This window comes from Marinigracilibium pacificum (assembly GCF_012926615.1).
GTDB lineage: Bacteria > Bacteroidota > Bacteroidia > Cytophagales > Cyclobacteriaceae > Mangrovivirga > Mangrovivirga pacifica.
Genome location: NZ_JABBNU010000011.1, coordinates 200,903 through 223,837 on the forward strand (window position 1 = coordinate 200,903; position 22,935 = coordinate 223,837).

Sequence of the window (22,935 nt, forward strand, 5' to 3'; positions counted from 1 at the left end):
CCTCAAAAATAGCAAATTTGGCAAAAAGCTGATAATAAGAATATTATGAAAGTTTTCAAAAATTAATTTTCCTTCTCTAAAACCGTGAAGTGATAATCATACGGATTTTTGCTATCTCTGGCCATTTTTATCCTGGAAACCTCTTTAAAATTTAAATTACTTATCTCCGGGAAAAAGGCATCTCCTTCGAAAGTTTCTTTTATTTCTGTTAGGTAAATTTTATCTGCATTAGGTAAAAAGAGCTCATAAATATGCTCTCCTCCAATAACAAAAACTTCTGACTCATTAGTGTTTGCAGCCGCCTCTAATGCAGCTTCAGCAGAATTTACAACAATACATCCCGGAGCTTCATAATTTTCATTTCTTGTCATTACTATATTTGTCCTTCCGGGAAGTGGCCTGAAATTTTCGGGTAAAGACTCATAATTCTTTCGCCCCATTATAACTGCTCTTTTTCGAGTAACGACCTTAAAGTAATTCATATCAGAAGGCATATGCCAGATCAGATCATTATCTTTTCCAATAACTCTGTTATCAGACATTGCAGCAATCATACTTATTCTCATAATCAGAAATTAAATCCTCTTAATAATTCTTCAGTAGTCATTCTTTTCTTTCCTGCAGCTTGTAATTCGTCTATTTGTAAAAGTTCATCACCACAGTTAATATATAGAAAGCTTTTATTGTCAGTTTCTATATCACCTGGAACACCAGAAGCTTTTTTTCCGGTTTTGGACGTTTTAAATAATTTGAAATTCTTATCATTTATAGTTGTCCATGCTGCCGGATAAGGAGATAATCCTCTAATAAAATTATATATATCTTCAGCTTTATTTCCCCAATTAACCTCACAAGTTTCTTTAAAGATTTTAGGAGCATGCTTTATTTCTGTACCTGACGTATCTTGAGGAACTGGTTTCTCGTTTTCATTTTGAATTTCTTCCGTAGTTTTAACTACCAGTTTAGCCCCTTTGTTCATAAGTCGGGCATAAAGGTCTCCAACGGTGTCTTCATCAGATATAGATTCCTTCTCTTGAAATAAAATGTTTCCGGTATCTATTTCATGCTTTAATAAGAAGGTTGTTACGCCAGTTTCTTTTTCTCCATTAATTATTGCCCAGTTTATAGGTGCGGCTCCTCTATATTGTGGTAATAAAGAAGCATGAAGATTGAATGTTCCATACTCTGGCATCGACCATACTGATTCGGGAAGCATCCTGAAAGCAACGACAATTTGAAGATTCGCATTATAAGATTTTAGTGTTTCCAGAAATTCAGGATCTTTCAAGTTTGTAGGCTGAAGTATATCCAGACCATGTTTTTGAGCACATTCCTTTACTGGTGAAGGAGCAGGCTTTCTTCCACGTCCTTGAGGTTTGTCCGGAGCAGTGATTACAGCAACTATGTTAAAGTTATTTTTAACTAATTCTTCAAGAGAGGCCACCGCAAATTCAGGTGTACCCATAAACACAATTCTAAGGTCTCTCATATTTTCGTTCAGTTATTATATGCAATATTAGTGAAGCTAAGTTTATACCTGAAATTTTTACATTATTCTGTTTACCTTTTTTAAATAAAAAGAATAAACGTATAACCAATGGAATCTTTTTAACCTATTTTTTCATGATGAGGAAATTATCGATTAGTTTTTTACTTGCAATACTGACAATTTTTATAACGTCGGCACAGAATATTAAGTTGGTTGGAACCACCTCTACCTCTGGTAGTAAAGGGGGAGGTACTGTAATCAGATACTCTAGTGCGGATAGTAAATTGGTGTCAATCAAAAATTTTCAATCTACTCCAAGAGGGCTAAAGCATGGTCTTGCTTTTGGAAAGGATGGTTATTACTACGGGGTAACAACCGAAGGTGGTAATAATGACAAAGGTATAGTCTTTAAAGTTTCTACAGACTGGACTCAATACGAAATTCTTCATCATTTTAATGTAGGGAATGGACCTTCGGGAAAATTAGTCCTCAATGACGCCGGTGACAGACTATATGGATTAACAACCAATGGAGGCGATAATAATTCAGGAACTTTGTTTTCTTTGGATACCGATGGTACAGATTTCTCTGTTTTACATAACTTTTCAAATTCTAATGGTAGTAATCCTACTGGTGAACTGCTACTATCTGGAGGGGTATTGTATGGAGTATCAAAGTCAGGAGGTACGAATGGTGATGGTGTGATTTTTAAAATAAATACTGATGGGACATCCTATTTGGTAATACATAATTTTAATCAAAGCTTAACTGGTGCAGTTCCTTCCGCGGGCCTTATCGAAGTTTCGGGGGTATTATATGGAACTACTTACAATGGTGGGGCCAATGGATCCGGAACTATATTTAAAATAGAAAAAGACGGCAGCATGATGTCGGTTATTGCTGACCTGCCTTCAGATGCTAAAAATCCTTCAACTTCTTTGACATATACCAGTGACGGATACCTTTTTGGAACCACTGACAACGGAGGATCAAATGATGCAGGTAGCTTCTTCAAGGTGCAACCTAATGGTGCGAACTTTGAAGTATTTAAAATATTTAGCGAAACTAATGGAGCAGATCCTTCTTCTGCAATTATTGAGTTAAACTCAACAGAGATACTTGGTACGACTTTGACAGGAGGTGCAAATGATGCCGGGGTACTTTATAAAGTAAAGAAGGATGGAACTGGATATACTAAATTATTAGAGTTTGATCCTTCTTCAGGTTACGCTTCTCCTAATGGTAATATCTATAAGACCAGTTTAAATACACTGGTTATATCTCTATCACAAAATTCTTCATCACTAATCCAGAACCCATATGGTGGTGTACTTCAAGTGAATTTGTCTGGATTAATTAGTACTGAATATTATTTACCTTCAACTGGAGGTTTTGATTTGCAATCAGGGATAATAAAAGCTGCTAACGGAAAATACTATGGAGTAACAACCCGAGGAGGTGAATATGATCTGGGAGTTATTTTTAGTATGGATACTGATGGAAGTAATTATCAGGAAATTATTGAATTAAATACTACTACCGGAGGAAATGCATTAACTGGAATACTTGAGCATTCAAATGGTAAGATGTATGTAGTTACCTCTGAAAGTAATGATGGTTTATCCAGATTACTCTCATTTTCAAATGATGGCTCGGGATTAACAGTCGAAAAAGTATTCTCTTCGTCAGAAGGTGGTGAAATGACTGGTGATCTTTTTGAAGACAAAGATGGTTTTATCATTGGTGTGAATCGGCTAGGTGGAGCAAACAGTGTTGGTACAGCATGGTCATTTTATCCTGCAACATCGGGGTTTCAATTGATGTTTAGTTTTGATTCTTCCCTTGGTTCTAATCCGGTTGGTGGAGTTGTTCAATCGTCTGATGGATCTTTGTATGTTGCTACTAAAAATGGTGGACAAAATGGCAATGGTGCAATAATTAAGTTTGCGTCACCGGCAGCAAGTAGTGCTGCAAATCCTCAGAGAGTTTATAGTTTTTCATCTTCAGATGGAAGTAGCCCTACAGGTTTGATGATTGACACCGATGTATTGTATGGTACATGTGAGAGTGGTGGTAATATTGAACAAGGTTCAATATTTAAATATGAAATTTCAAGTGGGACATTTTCAACGATTAAAAAGTTTAATGGAACTGATGGTAAGAACCCTAAAGGAAGGTTAACATTAACTCAGCAAGGGTTTCTTTATGGTACTACCTCAGCAGGAGGAAGTAATGAATATGGAGTTATTTTCAAATTAAACACAGATGGTACTAGCTATAATGTTGAAAGTGAATTTTCTGATGCGTCAGGAGGAGTACCTGGTAATATAAAGCTACTGGAAGATGATTTTGATGGGGCGCCTATTTCTGAACAGGAACTGTCTGTGACTGTAGAAGAGGATCAGGATCTTGTGATTTCATTATATGATTACTTTGTTGATGAAGATGCTGATGCTAACCTTATTTATACCAGAGTTGGAGGTTTTGACGCTAATTTATTTGATAACCTTGCCATACTAAATGGTCAAATGACAATTAATACTCGAGCAAATGCATATGGTGTTGGGATTGTTAATATTCAGGTTGAAGATACCAAAGGGCAAAAAAATACATTTGAGTTCACAGTAAACATTTCTCCTGTAGCTGACACACCATTTTTGTCTAACAGTGAAACTACCTATGGACAGGTTACAACTGACGGATTAATAGCTGATCGTTCTTCAGTTGATGGTGATGAAATCAAATATTTTAAAGTGACATCTATAAATGGAGGTGTCTTATACCTTAACGATGGTACAACCCAAGTTACTGAAGGTACTTTTATTTCTTCCACAGAAGCAAATAAAGGGTTTAAATTTGATCCGTCTGCAGCAGGTACTGGTTCAGTAAGTATCATGGCTTCCTTAGCCGATAATGATTCAGGTATTGGAGGAAATGAGGTTACGGCTGAGATAAATATTATGAAGGCGGACGTATCAATCACAGCAAAAAATGTTACTCGAGCATACGGAGATGAAAATCCAGCTATTTCAAGGTCTGAATCTTATGTGATTACTGGTTTTGTGAACGGAGATGATTATACGGATATTGATGCCTATCCAAACTTAAACTATGGAGCAACAAAATTTTCAAATGTAGGAACATACCCTATTTTGTTATCCGGGGGTAGTGATAATAACTATAATATCAAAACTACGGATGGAATTTTAACCATAACCAAAGCTGATTTAATTGTTACTGCAACGGATAAACAAAAAGTTTATGGTGAAGTAAATCCTGCTTTTACTTATTCATTTGAAGGTTTTAAAGTGTCAGATAATGAATCTGAACTAAATGGATCGGTATCATTACTAACTACAGCAGGTCAATATAGTGATGTAGGTACCTACGAAATTATAATTAGTGGTTTTTCATCTCAAAATTATAATTTGATTTACCAGAATGGAACTCTTTCCATAACCAAAAGGGATTTAATTATTTCTGTTAATAATGCAGTGAAGACATATGGCCAGCCAAACCCATCGTTTTTGTTATCATACAATGGTTTTGTAGGAAATGACTCTGGTGCTGATATTGACGAAAAGCCTGTTGCTTCGACAACTGCCCTACAAACATCTGATGCCGGTGTATATCCTATAACTTTAACTGGAGGGAATGATAATAACTACACTTTTACGCTAAGTGGTAGTGCTGAGCTTACAATTAATAAGGCATTACTTACTGCTTCAGTTCTTGATGCATCAAGAGAATATGGTGAGCCGGATCCAGCTTTTTCGGCAGTTTATTCTGGTTTTGTATTAAATCAAAACTCTTCAGTTATAGATCAATTGGCTGAAATTACATCTAATGCTGATATCACTTCTGATGTTGGTGAATATGTGATTAGTGGCGCTAATGCTTCTGATAATAATTATGAATTCGAATATGTTGAAGGGAAACTAACAATTACTAAAGCTCCATTGTCAGTTTCTGTACAGAATGCTTCTAAAGAATATGGAGATGCTAACCCTGCATGGGTGATTGATTACCAGGGATTTAAAAATTCTGATGATAGAACTGTTATTGATAATGCTCCTCAGGTTACTGTTGAACAAGCAGGTTCGAATGGTTATATCCCGGGAACCTACAGATTATTGGTTTATGGTGGTAGTGATAATAACTATTATTTTAATCAATATCAGTCTGGGGAATTAACTATTGTTAAGGCAACTCTTAATGTTTCCGCACCTACAATTACGAAAGTTTATGGCGCAACAGTACCTTCACTTGCATTGGTTTATGATGGGTTTAAAAATAATGACAGTCCTTCAATTCTAGACTTAAAACCATCACTTAGCACCTCAATAAGTACCAATTCAGATGCAGGTGTTTATGATGTGACTATAGTTCCTGGTAATGATAGAAGGTATAACCTGGTTTACACAAATGGTCAGGTTACAGTTGAAAAGGCTGAGTTAACTTTCAAAGCTGATAATAAGTCGAGGGGATACAATCAGGTAAATCCAACTTTAACGTATACAGTTAGTGGATTTGTGTTGGGACAAGATAAATCGGTAATAGACCAGTTGCCTCAGATTTCGACTTCAGCAACTCAGTCATCAAATTCAGGAACCTATCCAATAACTTTTACTGGTGGAAGCGATAACAACTATACGTTTAAATTTATAAATGGAACCTTAACTATCGCTGGCCAGACTGCTTCAATTCAATTCGCAGACCTTGTTCAAGATTATGATGGAACAGCTAAAACAGTGAGAGTATTTACAAATCCTTCAGGGCTGTCATATGATTTGAAATATAGCTTTAAAGGAGATGTGGTGGCTGAAGCAGTTTACCCTGGAACATATACTGTTTCTGTAACTATTACAGAGCCTAATTATCAAGGGTTTGCTACTGCTCAGCTAGTAATTAATGATGTCCTTAGTGTTGAAGATGATCTTTTTGTAAATAATGTGGTATGGCCAAATCCAACTACGGGACAATTAAATATCGGATTAACGGATGTTTCCTTAGATGCTATACAAGTTTTTGGAATCGATGGTAGAGAATATTCTATTGGATCATATTCAGTTTTCAATGATAAAGTGATGATGGATCTTTCAGGACTTCAAAAAGGAACTTATCTGGTTAGAATTATTAGTGACGATAAAACGTTAGATTTTAAAGTTGTCAAGCAGTAAGAAAGCAAAGATTATAAAATCAATAGGCCGGCAAATTGTCGGCCTATTTTTTTTAGATTTGTACCATGAAAGGTGGACGACAAAAAGGTTATAGACCTAAAAGGTATAAAAGTTTAAAGCCCAAGCCAGAAAAATTATATTATTTTCTAGCCTGGAAACCATTTGGTATGCTAAGCCAATTTTCAAAAGAAGGTAACCGTCAAACGCTTGCAGATTTAGGTCCACTTCCTTCTGATGATATCTATTCAATCGGACGTCTTGATGGTGATAGCGAGGGTCTATTGATACTAACAAATGACGGGACTTTTAAAGCTGAGCTTCAAGATCCTAAAAAGGAACATTGGAAAGAGTATTGGGTTCAGGTTGAAGGAGATATAACTGAAGAAGATCTTTATAAACTTTCGTTAGGGGTAGAAATAAGCATCAAAGGAGAGAAGTATAATACTTTACCCGGAGAGGCCTCTTTCCTTACAGAAACGGAAGTTGCATTGATTCCTGAACGACATCCTCCTGTCAGACAACATCATTCTACACCATGGATTAAATTAAGAATCCAGGAAGGTAAAAACAGGCAGGTTAGAAGGATGACTGCCGCAATTGGATTTCCTACACTTAGATTACTAAGATACAGGATTGAAGAAGTCTCGTTAGAAGGACTAACCCCGGGTGACCTTAGAGAAGTATCTAAAGAGTGGATTTTTAAAAATACGCATGTAAAGATTAAATCATAGTGGCTTTAATCTTTGTATAGAAGGTATCTTGATCTCATGATTTTATAAGAGTCCAGATCATTTTTCCATGATTCCTTTATTTGTTCTGCTGATTGGCCAGTCTTAATTTGATTTAGAAGTAAGTCAGTACCAGAAAGCTTAATGAAAAAATCCTCACTAGTAAAGAATGAATTTTTATCAGGATACTTATTATAGGCATTAATTATCAATGAAATATTTATTTCTGTAGGCAATGCTTCACTTCTAAGGTCATATCCATAGCATTCGGCATTTTCATGTTTTGGATATTTAGACATTCCATCAATAGAAACAGGAGTAAAAGTAAAAGGACCAAAGTCCTTAACGGGAGCACCATAGATCTGAAAAGGCTCATAAGTTCCTCTTCCAATACTTATCATAGTTGGCTCAAACAGGCACAAAGTAGGGTACCATGCAATTGAAATACTATTTGGTAAGTTAGGGCTTGGTTTTACAGGTAAACTGTATTTCATTTTATGATTATATCCACTCATCTGGATGATCTGAAGAGCACATTGATCACTATTATTTAGCCAGCCTTCTCCATTAATCATTCTTGCTAATTCAGCTACAGTTAATCCATGAACAACTGGTATGGGATGCATTCCAACAAATGATTTGAATTTGGGGTCAAGCACAGGTCCATCAACATAATGACCATTAGGGTTTGGTCTGTCGAGAATCATCAAAGGAATATTAGCTTCCGCACAGGCTTCCATAATGTAGTGCATGGTGCTGATATAAGTATAAAATCGTACACCAACATCCTGGATATCAAAAATAATTACATCAAGGTCTTTGAGTAGGTCTTGAGAAGGTTTTTTGTTCTTTCCGTAAAGAGAAAATACAGGAAGCCCGGATTTCAGGTCCTTACCATCTTTTACAATTTCCCCAGCATCAGCTGTGCCTCTGAGGCCATGTTCGGGAGCAAAAATCTTTTTAACTTTTATTCCTGAAGCTAGTAATGTATCAATCAAATGGGTGCTGCCAATCAAGGATGATGCATTGACAACCAGTCCCACAGACTTGTTTTTAAGAAGAGGAAAGTATTCGGTAGTTCTTTCAGCTCCTGTTTGAAATTTTTCCTGTGAATTAACTGTACAGGAAAAAACGCAAAAAAGTATTGCGCTAAAAATAATATTCCTTAATAAAAACATTAGTTTTGAATTCATTATTTTCAAATTATTCAAAGCAAAGCAATTAATTGCAAATATGCCCTTTAATGTTGCCTATTTTATAGCACAAAAGACAAGCCAAACTGAAAATGGCACTTTTTCATCCACTGCAACTAAGGTGGCTTCAATAAGTGTAGCTATTGGTATAGCCATTTTAATCATTTCATTTGCAATTTTAGGAGGCTTTCAAAAAACTATTAAAAACAAAGCCTATAGTCTTAGTGGCCATGTTGTTGTATCACGATTTAGTTTGAATAATTCTGTGGAATTACCTCCAATTCCCGGTGAAAATGAATTTATTAAAAATTATAAGTCTTACGATGGGATTGATCATTTGCAAAAGTTCGCTTTAAAAGGCGGTATTCTGAAGACTGAAGAAGAAGTGCAGGGGATTGTTCTTAAAGGTGTGGATGATAATTATGACTGGAATCGCTTTAAAGTTAATATGATTGCTGGTGAAGCACCAGATTATTCAGGGGAGGAGGATAGTAAGGAAGTTGTAATATCCAAAAGATTACTGGATCTCATGAAGCTGTCGCTGAATGATACTGTCATGGTATTTTTTATTCAGGATCCGGTACGATTTCGAAAGCTAATTATCAAAGGTGTTTATGAGACCGGACTGGAAGACTTTGATGATAAGGTTGTATTAGGAGATCTGGCTTTGGTGCAAAATTTAAATAACTGGACTGCAGGTCAGATTGGTGGATACGAAATATTTTTAAATGATCTTGAAAATATAGACCAGATTCAGGCTACTATTAATGATAATACACCTGCAGGTCAATATGCTGATAAAACAAGTGATAAATACAGACAAATTTTTGATTGGATGGGTCTAATCGATATGAATGTCTGGATATTATTGGTGATAACATTATTTGTTGCAGGAGTAAATATGATTGCTCCTTCACTTTTACTTATGATGGAAAGAACTCAGATGATCGGCATGTTGAAAGCTCTGGGAGCAAGGCAGCGCCTGATAATCCGGATATTTACAATACGATTGTTGAAAATAGTAGTAAAAGGGCTGGTAATAGGTAATCTTATTGCATTAGGCCTTTGCTATTTACAGTATGAATTTAAGCTTATTCCTCTTGATCCTGTAAATTATTATATGAGTTATGTTCCTATTGATTGGAACTGGAAAGCATTTATTCTAGTAAACCTGCTTACCTTTGTTCTCATTGGAATTATTATTTTATTACCGGCATATATAATTAGTAGAGTTAAGCCAGTAAATGCTATTCGCTTTGACTGACATGTTTTGGAGGGTATTTTTTAAATAAGCTATTTACTTTCATACTAATAACTCCAAAAATTGCTTCTTTAAAAATGTTAACCGACATTTTAGATTGACCTTTCGCACGATCAGTGAAAATTATAGGAATTTCCTTAATCTTAAAGCCATACTTCCAGGTTTTGAATTTCATTTCAATTTGGAAGGCATATCCAATGAATTTTATGTTATCTATATTAATCCATTCAAGAACTTTACGATTATAACATTTAAATCCGGCTGTAGCATCAAAAATCGGCATGCCAGTAATGAATTGAACGTATTTTGAAGCAAAGTATGACATCAGTACCCTGCCCATTGGCCAGTTAACCACATTTACCCCTGTAATATATCTTGAGCCTACTGCGAGGTCAGCCCCATCGTCTTTACAGGCATGATACAGTTTTACGAGGTCTTTCGGGTTATGAGAAAAGTCAGCATCCATTTCGAAAATGTATTCATAATCATTTTCAAGAGCGAACTTAAATCCAGTAATATATGCAGTGCCAAGACCTAGCTTACCTTTTCGTTCAATAAGGTGAAGTCTGTTATCAAATTCTTCCTGAAGGTTTTTAATGATTTGTGCTGTGCCATCAGGAGAACCATCATCAACAATAAGTAAATCAAATGGTACCGGAAGAGAAAAAACTTCCCACACCATTTCTTCAATGTTTTCCTTCTCGTTGTAGGTTGGTATTATTACAAGGGCTTTACTCATAATATTAATTCGAAGAGACAAATATATAATCTTTATTGAGAGATATACAGCTAAAAGTGATGCAATTTTTTTAAAAACTTGTTAATTAGTGTTATGAAAAAGGGATTTGGTTCATATCAAAATAAGGCTGTTTTTCTGGATAGAGATGGGGTAATTAACAGAGAAAGAGGAGAGTATACTTTTAAAATAGAGGATTTTGAAATTATGCCAGGAGTAATTGAAGGATTAAAAAAGTTAAAGGGCTTCAACTATAAACTTATCATAATAACAAATCAGGCAGGAATTTCCAGGGGGTTATACACAAGAGAAGAAATGAATTCTTGTCATCAATTTTTTAATGATCAAGCACAAGGTATAATTGATGCAATTTATTATTGTCCATGGCACCCTACCAAATCAAGGTCAATAGCTCGAAAGCCTGAAAAACTAATGTTTGAAAGAGCAATCCATCAATATGAAATTGATCCTTCTAAATCATATATGATTGGAGATAAGGATAGAGATCTATTGCCAGCTAAAAAACTTGGAATTACCACTTGTGGAATTACCAATGAATTTGATTATGCTGATATTGTAGTAGGCAATTTTGAACAGTTCGTTGAAAAAATTCTAAAGTCATAGTAGTTAATGATTTACTTTTTAAAATTTTATTTTGTATAATGGCATTTAGTTAATTGAGCCAGATATTTTTATTGTTAACCCCTGAATGTTTCCAGAGAGAAAAATATTTTTAAGGGTACTTTTACTAAGTATTATTGCCTCCGTGCTATTGATGATTAATAATTTATTTATTGTCGTTGATCACTACCTGGTAGCATTTGAATTAGGAACCCTTATTGTATCTTCAGTTTTTTATTTTTTATCAGTCAAGTCTGATAAGACGCTTAGGTATGCAAGATTATATGGAGCTCTAATTTTACTTATTTTGAATGTTTCCTGGTTTCAATCTGGTGGGTTTAAAGGAAATAATTCTGTTGTTATCATATTACTTCTATTGTTTTTTTTGGTGATCTATGATAATTCGAAAAGACATGTCATTCTCTTTTTCTTCATTACCAATGTTATAATTCTTTTCATAATTGAATATTCGTTTAACGAAGAAGTAAGGAAGTTCGAATATCCAAATCATTTGATCAGTCATGCCTTAATGCTAGTTATCGTTCTGGTATTGACATCCTTCATTTTGTTTAAATATAAAAAGCATTATCTCAGAATACATGATGAAAACCAAGATATGATATCTCTTCTGAAGGAAAAAAATAATAAAATTGAAGGCCAGAATAAGATCATATCCAATCAGAATATACAACTTCAACAACACTCAATCGGATTAGAAATTGATTTGGTTAAGCAAAATCAAAAGTTAAAAGAGAAGAATGCTGAGCTAAAAAGAAAGAATAAGAATCTTGAGAAATTTGCTTCAATTATTGCCCATGATTTAAAACTACCTATTGCTCAGATTTCAGGTCTTCTTCAAATTATTCCAGTTGATTTTACCGATGATTTTAACGTGCAAGAAATAATTTATAGACTAAGGGCGTCAACTAGTGATCTGAAGGAAATTGCAGATGATTTGTCTCAAGTAGTCAATGTAGAGATCAGTGATGATATAAGTTTAGTACCGGTTGATTTGTCTGAAATTCTTGATGTTCAATTAGTTAAGCTTAATTCTTATATAAAACAGGTAAATGCTAAAGTTGATGTAACGAAAGAAAAAGAGTTATATATTAATGCTCTTGAGGGTTACTTTGATAACATATTTTTTAATATTATCCATAATGCTATTAAATTTTCATCTCAAGAAGAGTCTCCTTTTATAGATATTAGACTTAAAAAGGAAGGAGATAATGTGTTGTTTGAAGTAAAAGATAACGGTATAGGATTTGAAATAGGTAGTAAGAAGCTAGAAATTGGGATGTATAATAAAAATGAACATTCCTTTGAGGGAAAAGGATATGGATTATATCTGGTTAAAGCTCAATTAGATAAAGTAGGAGGGGAAATTGATATTGTTGGAGAAAATAAAAAAGGGACAGAAGTTAAAGTTTCTATCCCTATAAATTAATTTATCTTAATCGTATCCTAGAATTTTAAGCATTCCTTCACTTTTTTGTTCCTCTCTAAATAAATACGATGTTATTTCTCCATTTTCGTCTCTGTCAATCACTACATGTTTAGGTGCTGGAATTAAACAATGTTGAATTCCTCCGTAACCACCTAATGTTTCCTGATATGCCCCAGTATGGAAGAATCCGATATAAAGTGGGTTTTTATCTTCAATTTTTGGTAAGAATACTTCCGAACTATGCATTTCAGAATTGTAGTAATCCATACTATCGCATGTTAACCCACCCAGGTTGACCTTATGAAAATTATCATCCCATTTATTGATAGATAATAGAATCCACTTTTGATTTAGTCCCCAGCTGTCAGGTAAGTTGGTAATGAAAGATGAATCAATCATATACCATAACTCCTTATCGTTTTGTAGCTTCTGATCAAGAATGTTGTAGATGAATGCTCCGGCTTCACCAACAGTAAAGCTTCCAAATTCTGTGAAAATATTAGGTACAGGAACATGGTTCTTGTTGCAAATCCATTTAATATTTTCAATTATTTGGTCAACTATTGCCTCATAATCATATTCAAAACCCAATGAGGTTTTAATTGGAAAGCCACCTCCGATATCAATAGTATCTAGTTCAGGACAGATCTTTTTTAATTCACAGTATTTATAAATGAATCGGCTTAGCTCACTCCAGTAATAGGCAGTATCTCTGATGCCAGTATTAATAAAGAAGTGAAGCATTTTAAGCTTTCCTTTTGATTTTCCTTTGATTTTATCCTTATAGAAATCTACAATTTCATTATATCTGATTCCCAATCTGGAGGTATAAAACTCAAACTTAGGTTCTTCATCAGCAGCTACTCTAATTCCTAATTTATATTCTCCTTTTACATGGGTTTCATAATAATCGAGTTCCTTCATATTATCCAAAATCGGAACACAATTATGAAATCCATCATTAAGTAGATTAGAAATATATTCTGTATAAGTTGGTCTTTTGAAACCATTACATACTATATAATGGTCTTTCGTTATTTTGCCATTTTTGAATAAAGACTCAACAATCTTTATGTCAAAAGCTGAAGACGTTTCGATGTGGACATTGTTTTTTAATGCTTCATCGATGACAAATTTAAAATGAGAAGATTTTGTACAATAGCAATATGTATAAGAACCATCATAATTATGTTTCTTGATTGCCTTATTAAACCATTCTCTGGCAGCATTAATGTTTTGCCCAATCTTTGGCAGGTAAGTAAGCCTTAATGGGGTGCCATATTGTTTAATGATATCCATAAGAGGAATATCATTGAATAAGAGTTCATTGTTTTGGACTTTAAATTCATCTTGCGGAAAATAAAAAGTCTGTTCAATAAGATCGAAATAACTTTTCATTAAATAAAGGTTATTTTGTAAACCAATTAACTACATGCAATTATCAATTATTTTATTTGAATTCCTATCATAAAACTGTGTGAAAAAATCCAAATATTTATCCGTTCTTGCGATAGTAATATGAATACCTGGATTTTAAATTACTGAAAATATTGTAATAAAGCTTTATTGAGAAAAAGTTTGAACGAACTAAACTACAATTCAAAGTGGTTTTATATTTCAATCGTCTTATTTTTGCGATTTCTGTTTAGTATTTTTGAATATTAAAAAATCATTAACCAATAGCCCAAATGAATAAGGTAAAATTAATCGAAGTGCGTTCGGAGATAGCTGCCGGTACCAGAGGAGCGAGTCTGGGAATCGAAGCTCTGAAGGTTGCCAGCCTGGATATGAATTCCGAGTATTTCGGTACTTTTGAATCTGTTAACGTAGATGACGAAAATAACCTGCTTTTTGTAAAAAATGCTTATCCACATGCCAAGCATATTGATGGAGTGCATACAATGGTAAGAAGAGTATGTTCTACCGTTAACGAAGTAATGAACGAAAAACGTTTCCCGATTGTATTGGCCGGTGATCATTCAACTGCTGCGGGCACAATCTGTGGAATAAAGAAAAATAGACCTAAGCAGCGTCTTGGAGTAATTTGGATAGACGCCCACGCTGATTTGCATTCACCTTACACTACTCCTTCCGGAAATATGCATGGTATGCCACTTGCTATGGTTACCGGAGAAGATAATCTAGACATGCAGATCAACAACATTACTGAAGGAACCAGGGAAATCTGGGAAGATATAAAGAATGTTGGAATAAAGGGGCCAAAGATTGACCCTAAAGATATTGTTTTCATTTCAGTAAGGGACACAGAAGCACCTGAAAAGCATCTGATGGATAAATACGGAATTAAGAATTTTACTCCAGAAGAAATAAGCCGGAAAGGTATTATGCAGGTAGCTAAAGAAGCCACTGAATTGCTGAGCCATTGTGAGAATATTTATGTTTCGTTTGATGTAGATAGCATTGATTCTCGCGTATCCAAAGGTACCGGTACCCCGGTTCCTGGTGGTTTGTCTGCTGAGGAAGCTAAAATCCTTAACCAGGAAATAATAAAAGATAAAAAAGTCTGTTGCTGGGAAATTGTTGAAGTTAACCCAACTCTTGATACAGAGAATCTAATGGCAGAAATTGCATTCGATATTCTTGAAAATACTACAAAATCATTAATAGAAAATTTCTAATTAATTCACACACACGAAGAAAATGAGTTTAGAAGGAAAGATCATTGATCATATTAAAGATGCCTTTAAAAAAGAGTTTGATCATGAAATTACTGAAGATATATCACTTCAGCCAACCAGGAAGGAGTTTGAAGGTACTTATACATTTGTTGTATTCCCATTTCTTCGTGTAACCAAAAAAGGCCCGGAGCAATCCGGAGCAGTTATTGGAGAATATTTAAAAGAAAACTGTGATGTAGTTAAAGATTTTAATACTGTCAAGGGGTTTTTGAATATTTCATTGACTGATAGTGCCTTTCTTGAAAATATAAATTCTATTATTTCAGATGAGAGTTTCGGAACGTTGCCTCAAAAAGACCAGCGTTATTGTATAGAGTATTCATCACCAAATACAAATAAGCCTCTACACCTTGGACACCTGAGAAACAATTTCTTAGGGTATTCTACAGCTAACATCCTGAAAGCAAATGGATACTCTGTCGATAAGGTACAGATCATCAATGACAGAGGGATACACATTTGTAAGTCAATGGTAGCCTATGTCAAATTTGGAAATGGTGAGACGCCTGAATCTTCTGGAATTAAAGGCGATCATCTTGCCGGGAAATACTATGTTGCTTTCGATAAGGCATATAAACAGGAAATAGCTGATCTGGTATCAACCGGAATGGATGAAGAGCAAGCAAAAAAAGAAGCTCCAATTCTTTTAGAAGCACAAAGTATGCTCAAAAAATGGGAAGAAGGGGATGAAGAAACAGTTGCTCTTTGGAAAAAGATGAATGGCTGGGTGTATGAAGGGTTTGAACAGACTTACCACCGAATGGGGGTTGACTTTGATAAGTATTATTACGAGTCTGACACTTATCTTTTAGGGAAAGATCTTGTAAATGAGGGTCTTGAAAAGGAAGTTTTTTATAAAAAGGATGACGGCTCTGTCTGGGCTGACCTCACAGCTGAGAAACTGGATGAGAAATTACTTCTCCGTAAGGATGGTACTGCAGTTTATATGACTCAGGATCTTGGTACTGCCGATCAACGATATAAAGATTTAAAATTTGATAAATCAATTTATGTTGTTGGTAATGAGCAGGATTACCATTTTACTGTACTTTTTACCTTGCTTAAGAAATTAGGTAAACCATATTCAAATGGATTATACCACCTTTCATATGGGATGGTTGACCTTCCTTCAGGGAAAATGAAATCGCGAGAAGGTACAGTTGTTGATGCTGATGATCTGATGAGCGAAATGATTGATACAGCAAGAGAACATACTGAAGAACTTGGTAAGATTGATGGGTTTACTCCTGAGCAGGCTGCAGAACTTTATGAAATTCTAGGATTAGGTGCCTTAAAATACTTTTTGCTAAAAGTTGATCCAAAGAAGAGAATGTTGTTCGATCCAAAGGAATCAATTGAATTTCAAGGTAACACAGGTCCGTTTATTCAATATACCCATGCAAGGATTTCTGCAATTTTAAGAAAGGCAGACCAACTGGAAATTCCTTATAAAGAGGAGTTGAAAGGGAATATAACACTTTCGAATACCGAAAAAGACTTGATATATCACATTGCTGATTATCACAATAAATTAGCTTTAGCCGCTGATGAGCTAAGCCCTGCTGTTATTGCAAATTATATCTATGACCTTGCTAAAGAATATAACAGGTTTTATGCCGAGTTGATGATTTTAGGAGAGGAGGATAAAGGGTTAAGAACTTTCAGAGTTGCATTAAGTGCACAGGTAGCTCGAGTAATCAAACTCGCTATGGGACTTCTTGGTATCAACGTACCTGAAAGAATGTAATATGAAGGCATGGATTGAAGCTTTCAGGTTAAGAACCCTTCCATTGGCTATTGCCTGCGTTGGAATGGGTGCTGTTTTGGCGAGAGATAACGGGCATTGGTCTTTAACGATATTTGTACTTACAATCGCTACTACCATACTTCTCCAAATATTGTCAAATCTGGCAAATGATTATGGTGATAGTATCCATGGAGCCGATTCTGTTGACAGGCAAGGTCCATCCAGAGCTGTCCAGTCTGGTGTAATTTCAAAAGAACATATGAAAAAGGCAATGTATATCTGCGGTGTACTTGCCTTTACTAGTGGAGTAGGATTACTGTTGGCCTCTTTTGGCGATAACCTGAAACTACTATTTATTTTTCTTGGACTTGGGGTTGCTGCAATATTTGCAGCTGTAAATTATACTGCTGGAAGCAATCCTTATGGATATAAAGGTTTTGGAGATGTATTCGTTTTACTCTTTTTTGGATACGTTGGTGTAGCCGGAACTTACTTTTTATTTGCAGAGAATATTCCATTTGATATTTTATTACCAGCAACAAGTTGTGGTTTATTAGCTACCGGTGTATTAAATGTAAATAACATCAGAGATATAGACTCTGACCTTAAAGCTGGTAAGTATAGTATCCCTGTTCGAATCGGAAGAAAGAAAAGTATCATTTACCATTCCTTTTTGTTGTTTGGAGCTATTATTTGTGCAGCATTGTATACTTTTTTGAATTATCAGGGGCCTTGGCAATGGCTATTTGTCCTTGTTATACCTCTGTTAGGAAGGAATTTATATGCCGTTTCTACAATAACTGACCCGAAGCATTTAGATCCTTATTTAAAGCAATTAGCTGCCTCTACACTGGTTTTTGTGATTCTTTTTGGAGTCGGTTTACTCTATTCTTGATATATATCATTAGCACTCGTGATAATTAGCATGCGACTGTCTGCTTTGTCCTTATATTTTTACTTCGTAAATTATATAAGGATAGATAAAAATGCAGTCGGAAGTTTTTCAAGATATACCTTCTAATGTAAGTCGTCACACAAAGTGCAGACACTGTGATGATTACCTGCCAGACCATGAGGATGATGTTATTCATTTTGATGGTGAGTCTTTTTGTTGTACAGGGTGCAAAACTGCTTATGAAATTTTATCTGCAAATGGATTAACTGATTATTATAACATTGAAGATAAACCAGGTGTAAAGGTTACCGATAGTGATGAGATATTTGATTTTCTTGAAAATGAAGAAGTACAATCCTCACTCATCAAGTATTCATCAGAGAATTTTAATAAAGTAATTTTTCATATTCCTGCAATTCATTGTAGTTCATGTCTCTGGTTACTCGAAAATCTTTACCGGTTAAATAATGGTGTTCTTCGATCGACTGTTGATTTTGGCAAGAAGAAGGTTACTATTGATTATGATCCTGAGGTATTATCATTAAAACATCTTGCCACTCTACTCAAAAACATTGGTTATCCTCCCCATATTTCTCTTGAAAATGAAGAATCTGAAAGACTCGAGAAAAACTCCCGAAGCCTGATGATTAGAATAGGTGTTGCCGGATTTTCATTTGGTAACATCATGCTAATGAGTTTTCCGGAGTATCTGGGGTTGGAAGGAGATCTGAGTTTTTTTGCTCCTTATTTTGGTCTGGTAAATTTTGTGCTGGCCCTGCCTGTCTTCTTTTATTGCAGTACCATCTATTTTAAATCTGCATGGAGCGGAATCAAACAAAAGTATTTGAATATCGATGTACCTGTTTCAATAGGTATTATCACTTTGTTTTTTTATAGTTCATATGAGGTGTTTACCGGTACCGGACCCGGATATTTTGATTCACTTTCCGGATTGCTATTCTTTTTATTAACAGGTAGATGGTTTCAAAATCGAACTTATCAAAACCTCTCATTTGATAGAAGTTTTACTTCGTATTTCCCTCTTGCTGTGCATCGATTAAAAGGAGATATGGCTAAAGAGGTGGTGACAGTAAGAGAGCTAAAGGAAGGAGATACAATACTTATCAGAAATAATGAGGTTATTCCTGTTGATTCCATTCTTACGCAAGAATCAGTTTTAATAGATTATAGTTTTGTAACTGGAGAATCAAGACCTGTACGAAAAGAGCGTGGGGATCTTGTCTATGCCGGAGGAAAGTTAATAGGTCAGTCGGCTACTTTTAATGTAAAGAAAGTATTATCACAAAGCTATCTGACTTCACTGTGGAATAACGAAATCTTCAGTAAAAATGATCAATTCATTTCCGACAGGATTATGAATAAGGTAGCTCGATATTTTACAGCAGTGATACTTGTTCTGGCTTTTGGATTCGGGATTTACTGGTATTTCACAGAACCTTCAATGACAGTGAGAGTGTTCACAGCAATTTTAATTGTGGCATGTCCTTGTGCATTATCACTCACTGTTCCTTATACATTTGGTACAGCTCAAAGTGTATTAGGACAATTTGGTTTTTATTTGAGAAATGCAGATGTAATTGAAAAACTTCTCAAAATTAGAAAAGTTGTATTTGATAAAACCGGAACCCTCACTACAAAAGATAATTCCAAAGTTAATTATAAAGGCAAGCCATTAACCAAAGCTCAAAAAAGCAATATAGCATTGATTACAAGTCAGTCAATTCACCCATTAAGTGTTGCGATTTCAGAAGCTTTAATAGGAAATAATACCGGAAGACATGTTGATGTCCTGGATTATAAAGAGTCTGTTGGGAAAGGTATTTCAGGAGTAATCGGAATGAGTGAGTACAAGCTGGGTTCAAGAGAATTTATTGGAACAGATGATACCATTCCCAAATCATCTGTTTGTATATCAATAGATGGTGAATACTATGGTTTTTTTGAGGTTCACCCTGAATATAGAAATGGTATTGATAGGTTATTTGATCAACTGAATGAAGCAGGTTATGAATTATCAATTCTAAGTGGTGATAATAATTCCGAAGAGGAGAACTTGAAATCAATTTCAGGTCAAAAAACTACCATGCTTTTTAACAAAAAGCCTGATGAAAAGCTGGAGTACATTGAAGAGCTTAAGTCCTTAAATCACAAAGTATTAATGGTAGGTGATGGTCTGAATGATTCTGGTGCTTTAAAAGCAGCAGATTTTGGGCTGGCAGTTACTGACAGGACAACTTCATTTACACCTTCGAGTGATGCTATTGTTGTTGGTCAGACTTTGATTAAGCTTCCTGCTATTCTAAGGTTTTCCCGATCAGCTGGTAAAATCTTGTGGGCTGGAATATGCATTTCGCTGCTATATAATGTGGTAGGATTGACTTTTGCAGCATTGGGTTTACTCACACCTGTATTTGCAGCGATACTTATGCCTTTGAGCTCTATAACAGTAGTAGCTTTTTCTACCTTGATGATTCGATATGTTGGTAATAAAATTTTAGGAACATGAAAATAATTTTAATACTCATCGGGACCAGCCTTGTGGTCGCATTAGTTTTTTTAGTCTTGTTTATCAGGGCTGTCAGATCTGGTCAATACGATGATATTGAGTCACCTGCAAGGCGAATGCTGTTTGATTCAAATACCAGAAAAAGTAAAGAATCCGGCAATATGACATAAATCAGTAGCCAGACTGAAACCTGTCAGCTGAGTCATGTCAGCTGGCAAATACCTTAGTAACCAAATTTGAGAAAATTGAATTCAGAAACCTAATAAGATTATGACACTAGAAAAGTTTGAGTATGATAACCGGATAGTCAGGGCTTTCATAATAGCCACTGTGGTATTTGGGTTGGTGGGGATGCTCGTGGGGCTGACCATCGCTATTCAGTTATTTTATCCGGATTTGAATCTGGGTATCCCTTACACAAGTTTTGGAAGGCTTAGACCGCTCCATACAAACGCAATTATTTTTGCCTTCGTTGGAAACAGTGTTTTTGCCGGAGTTTATTATTCACTGCAAAGGCTTTTAAAGGCCAGGATGTTTAGCGACATGCTGTCGTGGATAAACTTCTGGGGCTGGCAGCTTATTATTGTTGCAGCAGCAATTACACTACCTTTGGGAATCACGACAAGTAAAGAATATGCTGAGCTTGAGTGGCCTATTGATATCGCAATTACATTGATATGGGTAGTTTTTGGTATCAACATGATCGGAACCATCCTGAAAAGAAGGGAAAGACACATGTATGTAGCAATCTGGTTTTACATCGCTACATTTATTACCGTTGCTGTTTTACATGTTGTGAACTCATTTGAAATGCCAGTTACTTTCCTGAAAAGTTATTCATGGTATGCAGGTGTTCAGGATGCTTTGGTTCAGTGGTGGTATGGACATAATGCAGTTGCATTCTTCCTTACTACTCCAGTTTTAGGTTTGATGTATTACTTCCTGCCTAAAGCTGCTAACAGACCGGTTTACTCTTACCGACTTTCGATTATTCACTTCTGGTCTTTAATATTCATTTATATCTGGGCCGGACCTCACCACTTGCTTTATACTTCTTTACCAGACTGGGCTCAGTCTTTGGGGACAGTTTTCTCAATAATGCTTATTGCACCAAGTTGGGGAGGTATGCTTAATGGTTTACTAACACTTAGAGGTGCCTGGGACAAAGTACGTGAAGAACCAGTACTTAAGTTTATGGTAGTTGCTGTTACCGCTTATGGTATGGCTACTCTCGAAGGCCCTTTGTTATCATTGAAAAATATTAATGCCATAGCCCACTTTAGTGACTGGATTATTGCTCACGTACACATTGGTGGACTAGGATGGAATGGATTCATGGCTTTCGGTATCATGTATTACCTGATTCCTAAAATGTATCAAACAAAGCTTTACTCTACTAAACTTGCTAATACACACTTCTGGATTGGCACTTTGGGTATCGTGATCTATGCATTGCCAATGTATGTGGCTGGTGTAGTTCAAAGTTTGATGTGGAAGCAGTTTACTCCTGACGGGCTTCTTGTTTATGGTAACTTCCTTGAAACTGTAAATGCTATTAAGCCAATGTATGTAATGCGTGCCATTGGAGGTGCATTATATCTTACTGGTGCGATAATGATGTCTTACAACCTTGTTAAGACTGCCAAGCAAGGAAGCTTCCTTGGGAATGAAGCTGATGAAGCTCCGACACTTGAAAAGAAAAAGATTGTTGGTGGTCACTGGCACAGTGTGTTGGAAAGAAAGCCTGTAGTATTTACCACTTTAGCATTTGTGGCCATCCTTATCGGTGGTGTAATTGAAATGGTTCCAACATTCCTAATTGAATCAAATGTACCTACGATCAGTAGTGTGAAACCTTATACACCGCTTGAATTGCAAGGTCGTGATATTTATATCAGAGAAGGCTGTAATTCATGCCATTCACAGATGATCAGACCTTTCAGAAGTGAAACTGTAAGGTATGGTGAATATTCAAAAGCTGGTGAGTTTGTTTATGATCACCCATTCCTTTGGGGATCAAAAAGAACTGGTCCGGACTTACACAGGGTAGGAGATAAACTTACAGAAAGCTGGCACTATAGTCACATGTATGAGCCGACGAGTACATCTCCGGGCTCAATAATGCCTCCTTATCCGTGGCTATTTGAAAATATTATTGATCCGAACGAGGTGTTACCTAAAATATCGGCTATGAGATCACTGGGAGTGCCTTATGAGGAAGGTTATGAAGAAATAGCAGTTCAAGACTATATGGCTCAGGCTAATAAAGTGGTGAATGAAATTAAGTCACAAAATGCCGAGCTTAAAGATCAGGTCATTGTTCCTGAATCTGAAATTGTTGCACTGATCGCTTATTTGGAGCGACTAGGTAAAGACATTAAAGGAAATTCTGAAGAAACCGCAAATAAATAA

At 35.5% G+C, this 22,935-nt stretch carries 16 protein-coding genes; 11 read left to right on the forward strand and 5 right to left on the reverse strand.

Annotation, left to right across the window (positions count from 1 at the left end):
* Positions 1 to 62: 62 nt before the first annotated feature.
* A complete protein-coding gene (locus HH304_RS17575; RefSeq protein WP_169684583.1) occupies positions 63 to 566 on the reverse strand; it encodes a dihydrofolate reductase in 504 nt (167 codons plus the stop codon).
* A gap of 2 nt (positions 567 to 568) precedes the next feature.
* Positions 569 to 1,489 carry a methionyl-tRNA formyltransferase gene (gene fmt, locus HH304_RS17580; protein ID WP_169684584.1) on the reverse strand — a complete coding sequence of 307 codons (921 nt, stop codon included), beginning with the start codon at positions 1,487 to 1,489 and terminating at the stop codon, positions 569 to 571.
* A gap of 134 nt (positions 1,490 to 1,623) precedes the next feature.
* Between fmt and HH304_RS17585 the strand changes: the two genes are divergently transcribed.
* Positions 1,624 to 6,669, forward strand: coding sequence for a choice-of-anchor tandem repeat GloVer-containing protein (locus tag HH304_RS17585; protein ID WP_169684585.1), 5,046 nt, complete (start codon positions 1,624 to 1,626; stop codon positions 6,667 to 6,669).
* A 65-nt stretch (positions 6,670 to 6,734) separates the two neighbouring features.
* A complete protein-coding gene (locus HH304_RS17590; protein ID WP_169684586.1) occupies positions 6,735 to 7,400 on the forward strand; it encodes a pseudouridine synthase in 666 nt (221 codons plus the stop codon).
* Between the two features lie 5 nt (positions 7,401 to 7,405).
* Here the strand turns inward: HH304_RS17590 and HH304_RS17595 are convergent, their stop codons facing one another.
* On the reverse strand, positions 7,406 to 8,590 hold the full coding sequence (locus HH304_RS17595; RefSeq protein ID WP_271711679.1) for an exo-beta-N-acetylmuramidase NamZ family protein: 1,185 nt from the start codon (positions 8,588 to 8,590) through the stop codon (positions 7,406 to 7,408).
* Between the two features lie 40 nt (positions 8,591 to 8,630).
* Here HH304_RS17595 and HH304_RS17600 point away from each other — a divergent pair, with 40 nt between their 5' ends.
* The gene (locus HH304_RS17600; RefSeq protein WP_169684587.1) at positions 8,631 to 9,854 is read left to right on the forward strand and encodes an ABC transporter permease; all 1,224 of its coding nucleotides are present in this window, start codon (positions 8,631 to 8,633) and stop codon (positions 9,852 to 9,854) included.
* Here the strand turns inward: HH304_RS17600 and HH304_RS17605 are convergent.
* Positions 9,838 to 10,590, reverse strand: coding sequence for a polyprenol monophosphomannose synthase (locus tag HH304_RS17605; protein WP_169684588.1), 753 nt, complete (start codon positions 10,588 to 10,590; stop codon positions 9,838 to 9,840). The two genes, HH304_RS17600 and HH304_RS17605, sit on opposite strands and share 17 nt — an antisense overlap.
* 93 nt (positions 10,591 to 10,683) lie before the next feature.
* Between HH304_RS17605 and HH304_RS17610 the strand changes: the two genes are divergently transcribed.
* Both HH304_RS17610 and HH304_RS17615 read left to right on the forward strand, forming a co-directional pair.
* On the forward strand, positions 10,684 to 11,211 hold the full coding sequence (locus HH304_RS17610; RefSeq protein ID WP_169684589.1) for a D-glycero-alpha-D-manno-heptose-1,7-bisphosphate 7-phosphatase: 528 nt from the start codon (positions 10,684 to 10,686) through the stop codon (positions 11,209 to 11,211).
* A gap of 85 nt (positions 11,212 to 11,296) precedes the next feature.
* On the forward strand, positions 11,297 to 12,655 hold the full coding sequence (locus HH304_RS17615) for a sensor histidine kinase (protein ID WP_169684590.1): 1,359 nt from the start codon (positions 11,297 to 11,299) through the stop codon (positions 12,653 to 12,655).
* A 6-nt stretch (positions 12,656 to 12,661) separates the two neighbouring features.
* Here HH304_RS17615 and HH304_RS17620 read toward each other — a convergent pair whose 3' ends face one another.
* A complete protein-coding gene (locus tag HH304_RS17620) occupies positions 12,662 to 14,053 on the reverse strand; it encodes a type III PLP-dependent enzyme domain-containing protein (protein WP_169684591.1) in 1,392 nt (463 codons plus the stop codon).
* Between the two features lie 290 nt (positions 14,054 to 14,343).
* On the opposite strand from HH304_RS17620, the gene rocF reads away from it, so the two are divergent.
* The 6 genes from rocF to ccoN all read left to right on the forward strand — a co-directional run bounded on the left by rocF (position 14,344) and on the right by ccoN (position 22,935).
* On the forward strand, positions 14,344 to 15,294 hold the full coding sequence (gene rocF / locus HH304_RS17625; RefSeq protein WP_169684592.1) for an arginase: 951 nt from the start codon (positions 14,344 to 14,346) through the stop codon (positions 15,292 to 15,294).
* A gap of 22 nt (positions 15,295 to 15,316) precedes the next feature.
* The gene (gene argS / locus HH304_RS17630) at positions 15,317 to 17,101 is read left to right on the forward strand and encodes an arginine--tRNA ligase (RefSeq protein ID WP_169684593.1); all 1,785 of its coding nucleotides are present in this window, start codon (positions 15,317 to 15,319) and stop codon (positions 17,099 to 17,101) included.
* A 1-nt stretch (position 17,102) separates the two neighbouring features.
* Positions 17,103 to 17,996 (forward strand): 1,4-dihydroxy-2-naphthoate polyprenyltransferase, encoded by an 894-nt coding sequence (locus HH304_RS17635; RefSeq protein ID WP_169684594.1) that lies wholly within the window; start codon positions 17,103 to 17,105, stop codon positions 17,994 to 17,996.
* A gap of 91 nt (positions 17,997 to 18,087) precedes the next feature.
* The gene (locus HH304_RS17640; RefSeq protein WP_169684595.1) at positions 18,088 to 20,523 is read left to right on the forward strand and encodes a heavy metal translocating P-type ATPase; all 2,436 of its coding nucleotides are present in this window, start codon (positions 18,088 to 18,090) and stop codon (positions 20,521 to 20,523) included.
* Entirely contained in the window at positions 20,520 to 20,693 is a 174-nt protein-coding gene (gene ccoS / locus HH304_RS17645; protein ID WP_169684596.1) for a cbb3-type cytochrome oxidase assembly protein CcoS, read from the forward strand. The genes HH304_RS17640 and ccoS overlap by 4 nt, the downstream gene beginning before the upstream one ends.
* Positions 20,694 to 20,793: 100 nt before the next feature.
* Positions 20,794 to 22,935, forward strand: coding sequence for a cytochrome-c oxidase, cbb3-type subunit I (gene ccoN, locus HH304_RS17650; protein WP_169684597.1), 2,142 nt, complete (start codon positions 20,794 to 20,796; stop codon positions 22,933 to 22,935).